This window comes from Bacillus sp. SRB3LM (assembly GCF_015712745.1).
In the GTDB taxonomy this organism is placed as follows: Bacteria; Bacillota; Bacilli; order Bacillales; family Bacillaceae_G; genus Bacillus_A; species Bacillus_A thuringiensis_K.
Map to the genome: position 1 here is coordinate 510,694 of NZ_VWVQ01000008.1, position 17,510 is coordinate 528,203.

Here is a 17,510-nt window from a genome sequence, read left to right on the forward strand (position 1 = left end):
GTGCATTTTTGATCTTATCGTTCGGTTCTATGGTTTTTAATGTAAGTAAAAATAATAGATTAAATACTGATGGAACTTAGTTATCAAAAGAATGGAACAATATCAAATTAGTTTGTTCAAACCAGGATGTAAGTTGGGATGAACAAGCTAAATGGGGAATAGATTTGCTTAGTTGGAAAATTTCTATCCCCCCTTTTAATTGTAAAATAAATGATTCTTGTATTTGAAAAGACTTTAAACCAGCGTTTTCTAGAAACCAGGAGCATAAGTTTACGGTTTTAACCTTAGGTGTATTAAAAAAGAAAGAATGTGTGAAATATGAAAAAAACTTTAACTAGCATACTTACTGTAACAATTGCAGCAGCCTCTCTGCCAGTAACAGCGTTAGCTGCAGATCATTCTGATCCTGTCACAAAAAATGGAGAAAGATTGAAATATAATACATCGTATTATCTAAAGGATAAAAATTTACCTGATAAAGGTGGCGTCACATTCGAACATTGGGGCTTAGATGATTTTGTTCTTTTTGCCAATACAGTAACGGATAATGGAACGCCTATTATTTTTGAGAATAAAGATGGAGCAGATGGATTCATTGAATCTACCGATGAAATAAGAATAAAATCAACTCAATCAAGTAAATCGGGTTTACACTATTGGGCACGTGATACATTACTTGATTCTATTTATTTAAGTTATGACAATACGACAGATCATATTATTTATGGATCATCTGAAGATAATTCTATAGGTATTGGGAGTATTCAAAAAGAAATAAATGAGAGTAGTATAGGATTAGAATTGTTTGATTTTAATGAATATCACGGAGACAATGTAGAAAAAGCTTGGATGGGGTCAATAAATTATCCATATTCATATGATTCCAATGAAAATAGATTCATATTATCTTTGAATAATCTACAAACCCCTTTTGAAGTGATTGAAGTTAGTGAATAAGACTGTTTTGCTACAGAGATAAAAATATAATGAAATAATGAATGTGCAATACATTTTTATAGATGATAGATATTGCGTATATTCATACAAAGAAGGGCTGACTATTTAGCCGGATTAATAATTGGATGACAAATAAATATCCGCATAACAAAGGCATTATTAATCTTGTGATTTCATCAAAAAATTGTTGTTTGCCCTTACATAGGTACAGTTTATCATAAGAGTTTGTACAAACAATAGATAAGAATAGGAGTCAGATATATGACCAGAAAAATATATACAAGCTTGTTAACTGCAACAGTTATTACGAGCAGTTTAGGAACAGCAAATGTATTAGCTGCGCCAATGACTAATCCCGAGCAAATATTATCTATGGAAAATATGGATATCGGTTCATTCTCTAGTTCTTTACGAAAATTAGGAGAACAAGCCACATTATTACAAGCATATACATTTATAATAGAAGATCAACCTGCTCTCTATCTCCCACGGGTCCCTGCGCTACAAGATATACAACAATTAATTCAAGCAGATACGAAAGAATGGCGCCAAAGAATTTTCCATAGACATTTATTAGACTTAAATGAAAATAATCGTAGTTTTATTAATATTTTTAACACATATGTAGAACAGGGGAATCTAGAGGGAATTCAAAAAAAGTTAAACAGTAGAAAAATAGAGCAACAAGTTGCTCTTCAACAAACTATTAATGAGTTAGAAGATTTTAAAGATGTATTAAATAAACATCAAAATAGTTTTACAAGGCGTGTTCAAGAATCTGATAATTTTTTAAATGGGGGATCGGGACGAATTGCTGAATTGAAAAAAGATATTCAAATAATCAATGTTGGTCTACAAAGTGATCTAGAGGCAATTAGTTCTGTACCTGGGATATTAGTTAACTCTGGAACGATTATAGGTAGTGCAGTATGGAAATTACTTTATCCAGTGGCTAAGGGAGGGACTCAATCAGCTTTAAGTTATCTTGCGACAGCAAATAAAAAATTAGAGGACGCAAAAAAAACTGCTATAGATAAGGCTAAAAAAGATGGGATAGAAAATATAGAAACTGAAAGAATTATCAAAGAAGTGGAAGATAATTTTGCTAAGAGTCCAGAAGGATTAGCGCTTGAAGCGAAAAAATATGATTTTATGGATAAAATTGATATAGATCAAATAAAAAAAATTGTAGACGCGGAAGCTGCAGGTAACGCTGCTCTCTTAAAACAGAGAGATGCTATTTTAAGTTTAGCAGAAAGGAACCATCAGCTATTTACATTAACTCAAAATCTAAAAGCAACTGAAATTCAATCCATGCACATTCTTTTTATTGAAAGCAAAGTAGATATGTTTGCTGAACAAATTGATGCGGAAATTTTCCTTTTGAAAAAACATCAGAAAGACTGGAATATTATTGAACAGGCTATAACAGATTTACCCCAAAAGCCAACGACTGCGGATTTGAAAACATTAAGGAAATTATGTAAACAATTAGAAGATCAAATCAAAAGCTTTAATAATGTGTTGAAATAATAAATAGGTGAGGAGAGGTTAATATGCGAAAATATCCATATAAAATTTTGGCTATTGCTTCTGTATTAACAATGGTGAATGTAAATTTAATACCACCGATACAAGCGCTTACGCAAAATCAGGCTATAAGAACACAATATCAAAAATCACAATTGAATCCACCTAAAGTAGAGTTACAGCAACAACTTATGAGCATGAACAATTATTATGTCGCAATGCAAGTCTACTCACAAATGATCACAGGGCAGGCTGATATTAATTTAGAATCCGTAGATTTAGATTCTAAGAATAGCACGTTAAAAAAAGAATTGTCTGCTCACCAAGAAGCTGCACGAGAAAATGCAAAATATTGGGATGGTGATTTAAGGAAAAAAATAATTGGTGTTAATCAAGGAATTATTAGTTATGATAATCAATTTCAGCAATATAGCAAAAGCCTGGAAACAGCGATTGCCGAAGAAGATAAAGAGGCAATAAAAACCATGATTACAAAAAGGCTCATGAAAAATGCAAAAGAACAACAAGAGACTGTTAATGATCTAATTAACAACTTCGAGAAGTTTGACGATAAATTAATGAATGATAATCAAGCATTTGAAGAAGATGGAAGACGATTAGTATCAATTTTAGCTGGAGAAGATTCTCTTATAGACGAGCTGGAAAAACAAATCTTAATTTATAATACTACAATTGATCAAAACTTAAAATATCTAGTTGGAGGCGCATTAGCAATGGGCGTTGGCCTTGGGGCAGGTGGATTAGCGATTGGACTAATTGCTTTCTCTGGAGGAATATTAATTCCTGTTATTTTAGGAGTAGGGGCTCTAGCAATTATAGCAGGTGGTGGATATGAAGCATATACAAACTATGATTCAATGAACAATGCTAAAGAAGGACTGGAAAATGCCACACAGCAGCTATCAACGGCTCGATCCGCACTTATAACCTTAACAGAAGCACAATCTGCTGTAGGTAATTTGCACAAAACGATCCGCGAAGCGCGTAACACTTTAGGCCATATATCTACCCAATGGGGAATTACATATGCAAAGTATAATACGTTATTAAAAGATATAGATGAAATGAGCCCAGAAGAATTAGAATTTATTAAAGACGATTTAGAGGTTGGCAAAAATAGTTGGGCGGATTTAAGAAAGTGGGCAGAAGAGATTCAAAAACAAATATCCGCGGTTACTATCCCAACAACAAGCCAATCCGCGGCTCGGATTCCGTATGATGGAAGGTAGATCTTAATTTATATTTTCGACATCCACATATTGCTTTTACACTATGTAATAAATTATTGTAATTCACATGTAGACAACTTTAGATAAGGAATATTTCTACAGAAGATTTTAAGTTAGGTATTCAATAGATGTTATACAGTTAAGACCTACAAATATAAAAGAAAAATCACCAATGTTGTAAGAGGTGGATTCTCTTTTATAAAATGACATATAAAACTACTGAATTATGTAGGTGAAAATATGAATATATTATTTTACAAAAAAAAAATGATTGCAATACTAACGATTGGGACTCTAAGTATTAACGTATTCCCAACTCTTTTGGAAGCGGCACAAAGTACCCCAATTATTGGACAGCAAGAAATGTATTTTTCGTGTCCTACTGAGTTTAAAAGTGCACTTGCACAAACCGATGCTAGTATGATTATCATGCAATCGTACGTTAAAAATATACAAAAGCAACCAGAAATATTTTTAGAAAATATTCAAATTATAGATGATGACCTACGTTCAGATATTATATACCATCAAAAAATAGCAAAAGAAAATGCTATCAAATGGGAGAAAGTGAAAAATAATATTTTGAAAACCAATCAAAGTATTATTGAATTTAATACTCAAATTCAATTACAGTACCAACATTTATTTATGGCTCTTCAAGAGAAACAATCCGAGAAATTACAATATAATATAAAAAATTTATTGGATCTTGTTTCGCAAAATAAAAATAAATCTGAACAAATGGCAGGTATGCTCCAAGAATTTCAATTCAACATAGAAGAAGATGTAAGAAATTTTAAAAAAGATGTGAATATTTTAATGCCGATTATAGATAATGAGATAGGATATATTTCAGGTTTACAAAACCAAATTAATGCGAATTATGAGGTTATCAAAAAAAATAAAGACATTCTGTGGGATTTAATATCTTCTGGTCGTGCCAACACAAACAATCTTGCTGATGTAAAGAAAAAGATTGCAACCACAGAAACCGATATACAAAGATTGAAAGCAAGTTTGTCTGGGATACAATCTGATGTTTCTACTTTAATAGATACCCAAAACAATATGAATAATATAATAGAAGTAATTACCCTAGCCATAAAGGCTCTTCAAGAAATAAAACAACAATGGGATATTGTTCAAACGAAATGTACAAGTTTATTGAAATCTATAGATGATATGGATCCTGAAGTACTTGAATTGATGAAAGCCGATCTTATGATTGCAAAAAAAGAATGGCAAGATCTTAAAGAATATGTGGAGCAATTACAGAACTTATATGAAAATGAAGAATAGAAAAAAGTTTCTACTGGAACCTGACTTTAAACGTTGAAACTAAAGATTTGATTTTGGATAGAATTTGAACGGTTCTATTGCAAAGTTGAATAAAGAATAGAGAAATCCAGATAGAAGTTTTTTATTTTATGAACTTATTAATAAATTTTACAATTCATTACACGTCGAAAAACCGAAATCAGTACCCAGATTTCGGTTTTTTTTATATAAAGCATGAACAGTTTCAATACCTTTTAAGGTTTGTGATACGTGACGAAGATTTTGAAATCCTGCGGATTTGACAAAACGTCGTTTTACATGTCGATGATCTTGTTCAATAAGATTATTGACATGTTTGACGGTACAATATTTAATATGTATATAAATCATCTTTTTGTAATTTTTTAGATGCACAGAGAAAAGCTGAGGCCTTGTCTGTCGTAAGAACCGAGGGTTCTCAAAAATGTTTTACCAATCTTTTCATAAAGACATAAGCGGCCTGATGATTACGTGTTTTTCGAAGTTGAAAATCCAGTGTATGTCCATCACTATCAATGGCGCGATATAAATAACACCATTCTCCGTTGACTTTGATATACGTCTCATCCAAATGCAAAGTATGGGGTACTGATTTCTTTTTCTTCTTCCACATTTGATAGATCAGATTTCTATATTCATGCACCCAACACATGAGAGTTGTTGGATGAACGGAAATGCCACGTTCTTTCAGGATTTCAGATACATCACGATAACTAAAAAAAACGACAATAGTAGTCAACGTCTACTATAATAATATCCTTCTTGAACTGTTTTCCTTTAAAATATCGCATGTATCATTTTCCTACGCATATTTTTTCTACAGTTTAGCTTCATTTAAAAAACTTTACAACAAAACCTCCACCATCTTGTTTTGGTCTGTTTACAAAAGGCAAATTGATATTATAAAAACATCTTAATAAAGGATAAGATAGATTTATGCATTCTAGCTCGTATAGGAGGTGTCCCATATGTTTGACCCTATCTTAAACCCTATCAATACACAAGATAATACAAATATAATTGATTTGTATATATAAGTAATGGCTATACATGCCCGTTCAATGAGGCAATATGCGTTGTTTTTTAAATCTAAATCTTATCACAAGGGAGGCGCTTATATGATTTATACGTTTTATGATTTTTCTGAGTGTTGGGATGGTGCTGATTGTTACGAGCAATAAAAAGTTGGAAAGGGACACATGAATGCCCCCAGGTCGTGCTGTCTGGTATTCTCTAAAGTGGGAAACATACTTACTACAATCCTACTGAGAAGACTTTGGAGCTTTTCTTATTTTTAAAACGAGCGATTCCACTACATACAAGAAAGGGAGATACGATGATTATTATTACGGGTATAGAGCCACCTATGGATTATTGATCGATTGAAATAGTAATTTTTTAATGAAATGCGTAAGAAGGGTCTATCATTCTTGCTTTAATAGGTTTTAAAGAGGACATATTCTTTGATTAGTATAGATGTTTATAATGGTTTTGGGGAATGATACCCCTTATAAAACCCTATTGAACATTGTAGTTTATACAAATATTGTTCTTATTATAAGTGGACTTATTAATACAATTTTAAGTCTAATCTTTGGTACTGGAATGACTCAATATACGAGTTTAGGGTTATTATTTACGGAAGGTACATTTGCATATGGAATTGGTAATACCATTGAAGTGTTCTATGTATGAAATTTAGTCTTAATTTGGCTTGGATTACATATTACAGCTAGATTAAGCAAAGTGACAGCATTGATTCCAATTATTATTCTATTCATTATTAAAGCGTTCTTCTTATCCGCAATTTTGTGTTTAAACGTACAATTTTCTTTTTTGGATATGGTGACCCCTATTATTTCGGTTGTATTGATATAGTTAATTCTTTTTATTCATTTATATCTGTATCTTTCGGTTATAAATCCTTAAACCGAGGATTCATTTTTTTATGGTACGTTACATTTTTCCGTTATAAGATAAAATGGAAATAAAGCTAAACCTATTGACAAAACACTCGATATATTTTTTAAAATTAGAAACATTAAAAAATAAAAATGATTACATCAGTAATGCCACAAGTCAGCTTCCTATTTTCCCGTATTTTAACATTGATGATTGTATTCATTCAAGTATTGATTTATTTAATTTTATTCTCTGAAAAGTAATAACCTCCCATCAAACAGTATGACAGGAGATTATTAAAGCGATTTTAAATTAGTATTCGCTAAGCGAATTTTAAAAGTAAACTTCTTTATTTCAAGTGGTATATGTGTATTAAAATTCTACATTTGTTACGTGATACACATGCCCATCAACTTAAGAGAACAAATAGAATGAAATTCCTTTCCAAAGGGTTACAAACTGTTCAACAGATGGATTATTCTTAAAAATTCGCATGCTAAATAAACTCTAACGAGTTTTCTTTTGTTCCCTAGCTATACTATACTCATAATGAACACCCATGATATCAAAGACCGTTTTCTTCTCATATCGATGAGATTTCCGTCCGTTTTTCTCTAGAAGGTGGAACAGTCGGGTTAGAAGCTTTGTTATCTCTTGGGTGTTTTGTATGGATTGATAGAGGAGAAATAGATGATCTTGAATCATTCCAATTTCCTTATATTCACTTAATTCTTTTTGCTTCTTCTGTAATAAAAGTTGACGCATTTTAAACATGGTAGAAGAACATAAGAAAATAGCAATCAGTTTTCCGTATAAATGGCACTCTATTCTTTCTTGTTTAACAGTGCGACAATGATCTATATCAAATAATGATTTCCACGTTTTAAAAGCAATTTCTATCTGCCAGCGTAATGAGTATAGCTCATGGACTTGTTCCATCGGAACCCACTCCCAAGGTGCATTTGTCGCATATACATTTAATCCCGCTACTAATTTACTTTTCTCTGAATAGGTTCTGTGTTTTGACTTTTCTTTTTCTGCAATTTTCTCTAGGCGTTTTTGTAATTGTGCCGCTGTTAAACGATGAAAAACGAGACGTGAAAATAACTGCTCTTTATTTCCAATATAAGCTTGCTGATATTCTATTGTTTCCCCTGGTTGAAGTTGATTCAAAATCTGTATGAAATTGATTTTTATGTATTCTGATTGTTTTTTAATGGAACCATTTTTAAAATATTCCGGATCTGGGTTTCTTACATATACGTTTGTATTTAACTTTAACCGCGAAATATAATACGTCCCCCGTTGATCCATTTGATCTAAATCCTCTAATGAAAAATATCCTAAATCACGAATACATAAATCGCCTGGCCGTAACGTATCTAAGCATTCTGTTCCAAATGTTTTATCATTGTTTTTGCCAGGTCCCACTTGAACCAGGATATATATGTTCCAAAGTGTTAGGTACCTGAAACAAGGTAGCATCCATGATGCGAATGCGTTGAAAATGGGGAAAAAGTTGATTAGAAAGGCGAGTTTGCTCACAGATTTTTTGTTGTAACAACAAAGAAAAGATATGTTTTAAAAATAACACTGATTTTTCATTAAATCGTTTATTTAAGCCCTCCGGGCTAAGTACAGTACCTGTAACAGCGTGAAGTCTACTACATAATCGTACTAAAGGATCACTGGCCACCCTTTGACTAATCCAAATACAAATGGTAGCTAAATCTGATCCCGAAAATTTGCGTTTTCTCTTTACAAACCTCATCTCTCTTGTTAGTTCTTCCAAAAATTCAGGTGTGATATAGCGCTGTAATTCTTCTGCAAATGGTTGTAACTCCTCTTGAATCGAGAGATTCATAAAAAAACGTCACCCTTTCTCATTTATATTATGTAAGAAAGAATAACGTTTTTTTGTACTTGGGGGTAGTAAAAGCCCTTAAGTTGATGGGCATGTATGGTTAGGCCTAGTAAAAGAATATGAAGCACAAGGAACAACGAAACATACAGCTGAAATTGAATGATATTTACAATAGCAGACGAGGCCTGATCATTCCATGTTCTTGCACCATCGCCCATGCTATAATCCATTAAGTTCAGAAAATCCCTATTTTTCGCTCTTGTCAATGCACGACCTTGTGCATTCCTATGCTCATAAATTATTGTATAATCACCGAACTTATGTGTACGTATGGAAGACACTTTATCATTACTAACCGCATTAAAATTGGTTAAGGTGACTGGGATTTCTATCTGTATTTACATTAAATTGATGTCATGATAAAAGGTAGAATAAATTTGTCAACAGAGTTGTAATGCTTTCAAAAAATTAGGTGCAATGGGATGTTCCTTTACATAAGATTTAAACTCTATTTTATTATCGAAGCCCAATATTGTAGCTTTTTCATTTCCTTCACCTGGTGTTGCAACCTGATAAGGTTGCCGCCGATGTATTAGATACACTAAATATCATTGTTCCAGTTAATAAAGTGGTAGAAACTACACACATAATACGTTTCAAACTCATCACTCCTTATAACGCATTGTACAATGGAAAGATTCCCATAGTAAGCCCTTCATTTATTTCTCAATGATGTGTTCTTATAAAGCCCGCAAGTAACGAAAGGAAACTGAAATAGACCAAACAACACTTTACGAAGGAGTTTGGCTGTTCCCAATACACGGTAAACTTGATTAGCCAGAAAGTATCGGTTCCCTGTAGCGCGATGAGTAAACAAAAGCAATTTGTATGACAAGGCATGAACTATTTCATAACAACCGGAACAGGTCTTTGGAATATCATTGCTTCATAAGAGAATGTCCTCTCTTATTAACATTTGTTCTTTTTCATGTTTTCGAACTAGACTGAGGGATTACAAATTAAGAAGAAAAAAGTTAGATCGCTTCATTTGCAGCATAAAACATTTAGGTTCAGCAACTTATTAGTCAAAAGAGTTCCTATTGAGAAATAAATGAAGCGCTTATTATCAAGAGAAATCCACTATACAATGTATTCGTACATATTCTATTTATAGGAGTGATGAGTTTGAAACGCCTGATGGGTATAATTTCAACGGTATTCGTAACGGGAGGATTACTTGTGCCTACGATTGATGCACAAGCTTCCACTACTGTACAAACTGAGGTGGCAACTCAAGAGGAAATGTCACAAAACTGGTAACGTCCGGACCGCTTTGATTACATGGTAAAATTACAGCGTGGCCAAAGTTCTAGTCAGTCACCTATTTTTAATTTGGACGAAAGAAGAAATCATGTGCAATTTAAAATCATGAATGAGTCAAGGTTCAGTAATTTAGTGTAAAAATTATATAAAATGGAAAACAACGGTAGAAGCCCTAATAGAGCCGTGGTAATTGAACGGGATACAGTTGATAGGAAGGCAACAAAAATATTTGATGAAAGATTTCAAAGAGGAGATTATTATGTAGAATTAGAGTGTGATCGAGACGGACATGGCAGACCAGGTCGTGGCGAATATGAAGGAAGTGCATTTATTGCTATCCTTGGATAGATAGTAATATCGCATAAATCAAGTGAAAGACAAGAACAAACCGACTTTTCATGGTTTGTTTGTTCTTTTTTAAATTTTTATATGACTTTCTCCGAAATACTGCAAACGGAGTTGTGGTGCTTCTCGTTTATAAAAAATTCGATGGGTAAATAAATTTAAACGAATAAAAATGTTTGATGAATTTTATATCATACAATGAATGCAACTTCTATCTTAATTTATCTCCTTATTTGAATTCTCTGTTCCTTGTATCTTCGTTTTATCATACACGTAATAACAGATTTTTTACTATACATTTGTGCGGATCACAGTTTTAGTTGTGTCTGTAAAACCAATAGATGACATAATAATGGTTTAATAAACCATATATAGCCGATTCTATCTTGAACAACCCATTCAGGTTCATCTACAAACGCTTTGAATTTATATATAATATGAAAATGCCTTAATGAATTAATAGGAACAGTGCCCTTATACTCACTCTTAAAATGATTATAAATAATTTTTATATCATAAAAATTTAAAACTCACTTTTCCCCCTTTAAAAAGGATAAAATTAAAGTTGTTTCTAATAAAAGAGGATTGTATTTTGAAGATAACTTCTGTATGGTAAGCCTATACTATACAAAACCTACATCCAGGAGTGTGATACATAATGAAACCAATTTTGAAAACAAGTATAGCTCTAACGCTGTTCTCTCTTTCTCTCGTGGGGTGCTAGTCGCTAGAAACACAATCAAAACAAACATCTTCACTAATGGAACAACAAGTTATGGCAAACGCTTGGTATCAAACGGCTGGAGAAGTCAAAGCGCTCTATCATCAAGGGTATAATATAGGAAAGATGAAATTAGACATGGCACTTGCCAAAGGTACCGAGAAAAAAACTGCCATCGTTTTAGATTTAGATGAAACAGTCGTGGATAATAGTTCATATCAAGCCATGATAGTAAAAGAGAAGAAAAGGTTCCCTTATAAATGGGAGAAATGGATTCAACAAGCAAAGGCAGATGCCCTCCCTGGCGCTGATTCCTTTTTACAATATGCAAATGAAAAGGGTGTAGCGATTTACTACATTTCCAATCGCAAACAAGATCAGTGAGATGCTACGTTACAAAACTTACAGAAATTGAATATTCCGCAAGCTGATAAGGAGCATGTTTTATTGCAAGGACAAGGGGAAAAAGGAAAAGAAGAGCGAAGAAAAAAAGTGACGACAGAACATGATATTGTTCTATTCTTTGGAGATAATTTATCTGATTTTACGGGATTTGATGAGAAATCTGTACAAGATAGAAATCAAGCTGTCGAAGAGATGCACGAAGCATTTGGAGAAAAGTTTATTGTATTCCCGAATCCGATGTATGGGGATTGGGAATCCGCTTTATATCAATATGACTTCAAAAAATCAGATGCTGAAAAAGACCAACTCCGCAAAGATGCATTGCGTGTATTTGAAGATGCAAAATAGCGGTCCCTCTTAGGTCAACTAGAGGGATGTTTACTATTATATTTTATAGGCTGTGGTCAGCTGTTATTTGGAAGATTGAGCGCATTCGCTCAATCTTTTTTCATACTCTCTATCCGTCCATCGACATCCGCGTGGATGAGATTGCAAAATGTAGCGAGTACCCCATACTCGTCAAGGGGATTCCCTTGATAGTGGGATATTTATATAGCAACTATATCGGGCTTCTTTACTTATCTTTACTTTTAAACAAACGTTTGATTCGGCGTCCTTCAGACGAAATCAATGTGGATTCGCTACAATTCGTTATCATCTGAACATTGCCTAGTCTATCTTTTATTAGAGAGGATGTGCTACACTTATGAAAATCTGTTGTATAAAAAGTAGGTCAAAAAAATCCTGAAATCGAGAAAAGTAGGAAGGAGTATTGTAAATGAAAAATGGTTTTAAGCTACGACCATTGGAACGGGAAGACTTAAAATTTGTACATACCCTCACGAACAATGCGAATATTATGTCTTATTGGTTTGAAGAACCGTATGAAGCATTTGTTGAATTACAAGATTTGTATGATAAACATATTCATGATCAAAGTGAACGCCGTTTTATTGTGGAGAAAAATACAGTCATGATTGGATTGGTTGAATTAGTAGAGATTGATTACATTCATAGACGAGCAGAATTTCAAATTATGATTGATCCCCACTATCAAGGCAATGGCTATGCAAGGGAGACCACCTGTTTAGCTATGCATTATGCTTTTTCTGTACTCAATTTGCACAAGCTGTATTTAGTTGTAAACACAACCAATGAAAAAGCGATTCATATTTATAAAAAGGTGGGTTTTTCTATAGAAGGGGAATTACAGGGTGAATTTTTTGTAGATGGCCAGTACCACAACGCAATCCGAATGTGTATGTTTCAAAAGGATTATTTAGAACAACTTCAAGAAAAGATAGTCCATTATCAATAGAAACAGTCTATTGATAATGTTTGAAAAAATACAGATATAAATGAGAGGTTTGTCTATGATTATTCGAAAAATAGCTATTTTGATTTTCTTGTCCTGTATATTGTTTGTCCCCTCTAAGTCATTTGCAGAAAACCTAGGGACAACACATGAACGCCTTAAATTATTTGAATATTCTTTTTATACTTATGATAAAAAGGAAATTACAGAAAGTTATTATCGGAATGCATTTGGAAAAACCGGTGTAATGCTAAAGAAAGAACTTCATAATATTATTGATAATCATAAAAAGCTATCCTACAATGCGCTATGGGAAGCACTACGTGATACAGATGAAGACCAAAATAATAGAAATAATGTTATTCTGTTCTATACAGGGCGCTCACAGGGGAAAAATACGAATGGATCTCATGTAGATGACTGGAATCGAGAGCACGTGTGGGCAAAATCACATGGTAATTTCGGGACATCTCCAGGACCTGGAACGGATCTTCATCATATAAGAGCAACCGATGTATCTGTAAACAGTTCACGTGGTAATTTAGATTTTGATAATGGGGGCACTCCTCATTTAGAAGCAACAGATTGTAAATATGATAGTGATTCTTGGGAACCTCTTGATAATGTAAAAGGAGATATTGCTAGAATGTTATTTTATATGGCTGTTCGGTATGAAGGGGACAATGGAGAAATTGATCTGGAATTAAATGATAGAGTAAACAACAATACCTCTCCTTATATGGGACGAATATCGGTCTTATTACAATGGCATAAACAGGATCCCGTGGATCATTTTGAACGAAGGCGTAATGAGCTTATTTATACAAAGTACCAACAGAATCGGAACCCATTTATTGATCATCCTGAATGGGTACAGCAAATTTGGAGCTCATAAATGGATTCATACTAAAATATTTACATAATCGTTAGTACCTTAAAACCCTTTGAAAAACTGAAATCGTTTTTCAAAGGGTTTTGTTTTTAATATAATGTGAACATATTGTACACCGTATGCTGATAGATTTCTCCGTTTGTTTTAAAAGATCCAGAAAACGTTCTTGTCTCAGGGACATATCTTCCCCCATTTGTTTCTGGATATGCGGATGTTTGTTTACAGGAAAAATAAAGATTCAAAGGAAGTTGAAACGAAACTTTTCCATTTTTATCTGTTCGTTTCTTTGCATACTCTGTATTGTCTTTTTTATTATAGATTGTAAATTCTACATCTGCTAAATTATTTCCAGGATAATACTTAAATCCCCCAGGCTCACTATGATCATATTTCCATTCCATAGCTGTCAATGTAATTTCTAATGTTCCCACTTCATTTTTTTGTATTTGTAGTGATGGTTCACTAGCTGCTTTTACATTTTGCGTTGCCGCTGTATTAAACAGAACTGCACCTATTACAAAGGGTACAGCTAGAAATCGAATTGCATATTTTACAGTTTTGTTCATTCTATTTCCTCCTTCATATATGAAATGGATTGTTCCTAATAAACATCCATTGTTCTCAATTTGTCTCCCTCGTAACAATTCCAAGTTTTACATAAAACATCTATCATGATGATAGATTCAGCTTTCATTCTTTTCTATTTCACCATGAATCAATTATATATAGGTAATTCTCATGTTAACGAAACTTAAATGAATCATTAACGATACTTTAGTTACATTGTAAATGGATTTCATATAACATACAAGGTACTATCTGTATTTCTCAACCTACGCATATTACGAATCAGAAAAAAATGTCTCCCTGTGTAGAACAGTGAAAAATCGAAACAACGTAGATGTATGGTGATTTTATGATACTTATTTTTCCTATATATGTTCTTAACATGAGATACAGGTAAGAATCAGAAAAAAGAATTTCATATTTTATAAGAAATCTACAGAATATAAGAATATATTTCTCATGTTTTAGGTTATTGACACCAAATTTTATCCTCTCTAGACTAAACATAAGATCACGTCCGAATTCGCATCAAAAGCTTACCAATCTTAAAAATTGGCAAGCTTTTTTTATTTCAGCCTGTTCATGTGATCGTACTTAATAAGGGAGGCGTTATCAATTGACATTGCTAGAAAATATATTGACGCATAATGAAACGTTTGTACAAAAACAAGAGTACGAACCTTTTTCTACGACCAAATTTCCAAATAAAAAGTTATTGATTGTAACCTGTATGGATACCAGACTGTTAACATTATTACCACAAGCATTGGGCTTACAAAATGGGGATGCCAAAGTCATAAAGAACGCAGGCGCTGTGATTTCACATCCTTTTGGTAGTATGATGCGGAGTATCATACTGGGCATTTATGAATTACAAGTGGAGGAAATTTGTGTAATTGGTCATGAAGATTGTGGCATGGCGGGTTTGCAAGCAAAGCCGCTATTAGAAAAGGTAAAACAACAAGGCATTGATTCCACTTGCATTCGTACCTTACAACATGCAGGAATCGATCTATCTACATGGTTAACCGGTTTCCGCAATGTACAAGAAAGTGTCCAACATAGTGTAGAAATCATACGCCAACACCCCTTATTACCATCTTATGTACCTGTGCATGGACTTGTCATTCATCCCAAAACAGGAAATTTAGAAGTCGTTGTAGAGGGATATTCCTACGCACATACAACAAGTCCTTAAATACATGCAGGAAAAGGAGGAAAAACGATGAGATTTTCAGGCAGATATGCAGGATATAACCTTGCGAACTTACAAAAAGATATGCTGGCAGGATTGGTTGTAGGGATTGTAGCGATTCCGCTTGCAATGGCATTTGCCATTGCTTGCGGTGTACGACCTGAATATGGTATTTATACGACAATTATCGCAGGAATTCTCGTATCCATATTTGGTGGATCAAAATATCAGATTGCAGGACCAACAGGCGCATTTGTACCCATCTTACTTGGGATTGTGATGCAATATGGCTATGAAAACTTATTAATTGCTGGTTTTATGGCAGGAATTTTACTTATTATCATGGGCGTATGCAAACTAGGAAGGTTTATCACCTTTATTCCGCGACCTGTCATGATTGGTTTTACGACTGGTATTGCGGTCATCATCTTCTCCGGACAAATTGCAAATTTTTTAGGGCTTCATCACCTGGAAAAGCAAGAAACCTTTTTTTATAATATGAAAGAAATTGGGACAAATATCGCCGAATTGAATCCGTACAGTATTCTTACCGCTTTTCTTTGCTTAGGAATTGTGGTTGCAGCTACAAAATGGTTACCTCGCATTCCAGGCGCATTATTGGGTTTGGTCGTTTCCAGTTTGATCGCAACCCTGCTATTTCCGAATCAAATTGAAACGATTGGGACTACATACGGCGATATCCCGCATCAAATACCGGACTTCCAAATGCCTGAATTTACATGGGATACTGTCCTTATGTTACTTCCAGCAGCCTGTATCATTGCGGCATTAGGTGGGATTGAATCATTGTTGTCTGCCATGGTGGCAGATAACATGGCAAACAGCAAACATAATAGTAATAAAGAACTGGTGGGACAAGGAATTGCTAATATGGTGGTACCATTATTTGGCGGCATTCCTGCGACCGGTGCTATCGCTCGGACCGCAACAAATATTAAAAATGGAGCGACTTCGCCAGTATCAGGCATGGTACATGGAATGGTAGTATTACTGGTTTTATTATTTCTATCTCCGCTTGCCTTTCATATTCCACTAGCTAGTATGGCACCGATTTTAATGGTCGTTGCTTGGAATATGAGTGAAAAGCATGAGTTTATTCATATCCTAAAAACAAAAACAGGAGATACCCTGGTATTGATTTTGACGTTCCTATTAACCGTTTTCGCAGATCTTACAACCGGAGTCAGTGTGGGGTTACTCCTTGCGTTTCTTCTGTTTATTGGAAAAATGAGCAAATCTTTACGTGTTCGAAAAGTATTGCCAGATCCAGTAGATTCCTATGTCAAGTCAGACATCGTCGCAAATGGGAAAAATTGTCCGCAAATCAGTATCTTTACTGTAGAAGGTCCTTTATTCTTCGGCACCATAAAAGAATTCGAAACATCTATAGAGTCATCCCTACAGTCTAACGCACACATTCTTCTCCTACGTATGGGAAACGTTTCTTTTATGGATACTTCGGCAGAGTCAGCAGTAGAACACATTCGAAAGAAAATGCTAGAAAAACAAGGAACCCTTTTGATTTCCGGTATCCAGCATCAACCGAAAGAAATATGCCATCAAACAGGATTATACGAAAGAATTGGCGAACCACACTTTTTCACACGTACAGGAGTAGCATTGCATTTTGCACTACAAGAATTGGAGATATCTAAATGTAAAGGCTGTAAACAATTTGCGTTTCAAGAATGTACAACACTTTCTGGACAATCTGCAGAATCAGATAAGAAACGTTCTCCCTTGGAAATCAACATGTAAATCATGAAGTAACGTGATAAGTATATCTGCTGTATGTTCGTTTGTTCACAAAAGACCTATGTTTTAGAGGACATTTCTATAAAAGGTCCTCTTTTTTCTTTCTTCTGTATGCTTCAAGAAGGAAAATGCAGAAGCACAGTTAAATACT

At 33.9% G+C, this 17,510-nt stretch carries 10 protein-coding genes and 5 pseudogenes; 12 read left to right on the forward strand and 3 right to left on the reverse strand.

What is annotated here, in order from left to right; translation table 11 throughout:
- Window positions 1-318: 318 nt before the first annotated feature.
- The 4 genes from F3I02_RS09610 (at window position 319) to F3I02_RS09625 (ending at window position 5,036) form a co-directional block, all read left to right on the forward strand.
- Window positions 319-957: a hypothetical protein gene (locus tag F3I02_RS09610; RefSeq protein WP_196477885.1), complete on the forward strand. Its 639-nt coding sequence runs from the start codon at window positions 319-321 to the stop codon at window positions 955-957.
- Window positions 958-1,218: 261 nt separating this feature from the next.
- Window positions 1,219-2,490 carry an HBL/NHE enterotoxin family protein gene (locus F3I02_RS09615; protein ID WP_196477886.1) on the forward strand — a complete coding sequence of 424 codons (1,272 nt, stop codon included), beginning with the start codon at window positions 1,219-1,221 and terminating at the stop codon, window positions 2,488-2,490.
- Window positions 2,491-2,513: 23 nt separating this feature from the next.
- A complete protein-coding gene (locus F3I02_RS09620; RefSeq protein ID WP_196477887.1) occupies window positions 2,514-3,737 on the forward strand; it encodes a ClyA family alpha-helical pore-forming toxin in 1,224 nt (407 codons plus the stop codon).
- A gap of 240 nt (window positions 3,738-3,977) precedes the next feature.
- Window positions 3,978-5,036 carry a ClyA family alpha-helical pore-forming toxin gene (locus F3I02_RS09625; protein ID WP_196477888.1) on the forward strand — a complete coding sequence of 353 codons (1,059 nt, stop codon included), beginning with the start codon at window positions 3,978-3,980 and terminating at the stop codon, window positions 5,034-5,036.
- A 147-nt stretch (window positions 5,037-5,183) separates the two neighbouring features.
- Here F3I02_RS09625 and F3I02_RS09630 read toward each other — a convergent pair.
- Window positions 5,184-5,845, reverse strand: a pseudogene (locus F3I02_RS09630) (IS6 family transposase).
- A 685-nt stretch (window positions 5,846-6,530) separates the two neighbouring features.
- On the opposite strand from F3I02_RS09630, the pseudogene F3I02_RS33830 reads away from it, so the two are divergent.
- A pseudogene (locus tag F3I02_RS33830) lies at window positions 6,531-6,932 on the forward strand (YIP1 family protein); the annotation flags it as partial.
- A gap of 531 nt (window positions 6,933-7,463) precedes the next feature.
- Here the strand turns inward: F3I02_RS33830 and F3I02_RS09635 are convergent.
- Window positions 7,464-8,820 (reverse strand): annotated as a pseudogene (locus F3I02_RS09635) (IS4 family transposase).
- 1,185 nt (window positions 8,821-10,005) lie between these two features.
- Between F3I02_RS09635 and F3I02_RS34380 the strand changes: the two are divergent.
- The 5 genes and pseudogenes from F3I02_RS34380 to F3I02_RS09655 form a co-directional block, all read left to right on the forward strand.
- Entirely contained in the window at window positions 10,006-10,140 is a 135-nt protein-coding gene (locus F3I02_RS34380) for a hypothetical protein (RefSeq protein ID WP_269061757.1), read from the forward strand.
- A 186-nt stretch (window positions 10,141-10,326) separates the two neighbouring features.
- Window positions 10,327-10,491 carry a hypothetical protein gene (locus F3I02_RS09640; RefSeq protein ID WP_196477578.1) on the forward strand — a complete coding sequence of 55 codons (165 nt, stop codon included), beginning with the start codon at window positions 10,327-10,329 and terminating at the stop codon, window positions 10,489-10,491.
- A 754-nt stretch (window positions 10,492-11,245) separates the two neighbouring features.
- Window positions 11,246-11,962, forward strand: a pseudogene (locus F3I02_RS09645) (5'-nucleotidase, lipoprotein e(P4) family); the annotation flags it as partial.
- A 430-nt stretch (window positions 11,963-12,392) separates the two neighbouring features.
- Window positions 12,393-12,932, forward strand: a complete 540-nt coding sequence (gene speG / locus F3I02_RS09650; protein ID WP_196477577.1) for a spermidine N1-acetyltransferase — start codon at window positions 12,393-12,395, stop codon at window positions 12,930-12,932.
- A gap of 211 nt (window positions 12,933-13,143) precedes the next feature.
- Window positions 13,144-13,824, forward strand: a pseudogene (locus tag F3I02_RS09655) (endonuclease I family protein); the annotation flags it as partial.
- An 86-nt stretch (window positions 13,825-13,910) separates the two neighbouring features.
- Here F3I02_RS09655 and F3I02_RS09660 read toward each other — a convergent pair.
- Entirely contained in the window at window positions 13,911-14,387 is a 477-nt protein-coding gene (locus F3I02_RS09660; RefSeq protein ID WP_196477575.1) for a SpaA isopeptide-forming pilin-related protein, read from the reverse strand.
- Window positions 14,388-15,004: 617 nt separating this feature from the next.
- Here F3I02_RS09660 and F3I02_RS09665 point away from each other — a divergent pair.
- Window positions 15,005-15,586 carry a beta-class carbonic anhydrase gene (locus tag F3I02_RS09665; protein ID WP_196477574.1) on the forward strand — a complete coding sequence of 194 codons (582 nt, stop codon included), beginning with the start codon at window positions 15,005-15,007 and terminating at the stop codon, window positions 15,584-15,586.
- 27 nt (window positions 15,587-15,613) lie between these two features.
- Window positions 15,614-17,362, forward strand: coding sequence for a SulP family inorganic anion transporter (locus F3I02_RS09670; RefSeq protein ID WP_196477573.1), 1,749 nt, complete (start codon window positions 15,614-15,616; stop codon window positions 17,360-17,362).
- Window positions 17,363-17,510 lie beyond the last annotated feature (148 nt).

What these genes read in the sequence shown, in the direction of transcription:
- speG (WP_196477577.1), top strand. Translation starts at nt 12,393, where the DNA reads ATGAAAAATGGTTTTAAGCTACGACCATTGGAACGGGAAGACTTAAAA.
- F3I02_RS09625 (WP_196477888.1), top strand. Translation starts at nt 3,978, where the DNA reads ATGAATATATTATTTTACAAAAAAAAAATGATTGCAATACTAACGATT.
- F3I02_RS09670 (WP_196477573.1), top strand. Translation starts at nt 15,614, where the DNA reads ATGAGATTTTCAGGCAGATATGCAGGATATAACCTTGCGAACTTACAA.
- F3I02_RS09620 (WP_196477887.1), top strand. Translation starts at nt 2,514, where the DNA reads ATGCGAAAATATCCATATAAAATTTTGGCTATTGCTTCTGTATTAACA.
- F3I02_RS09660 (WP_196477575.1), bottom strand. Translation starts at nt 14,387, where the DNA reads ATGAACAAAACTGTAAAATATGCAATTCGATTTCTAGCTGTACCCTTT.
- F3I02_RS09615 (WP_196477886.1), top strand. Translation starts at nt 1,219, where the DNA reads ATGACCAGAAAAATATATACAAGCTTGTTAACTGCAACAGTTATTACG.
- F3I02_RS09610 (WP_196477885.1), top strand. Translation starts at nt 319, where the DNA reads ATGAAAAAAACTTTAACTAGCATACTTACTGTAACAATTGCAGCAGCC.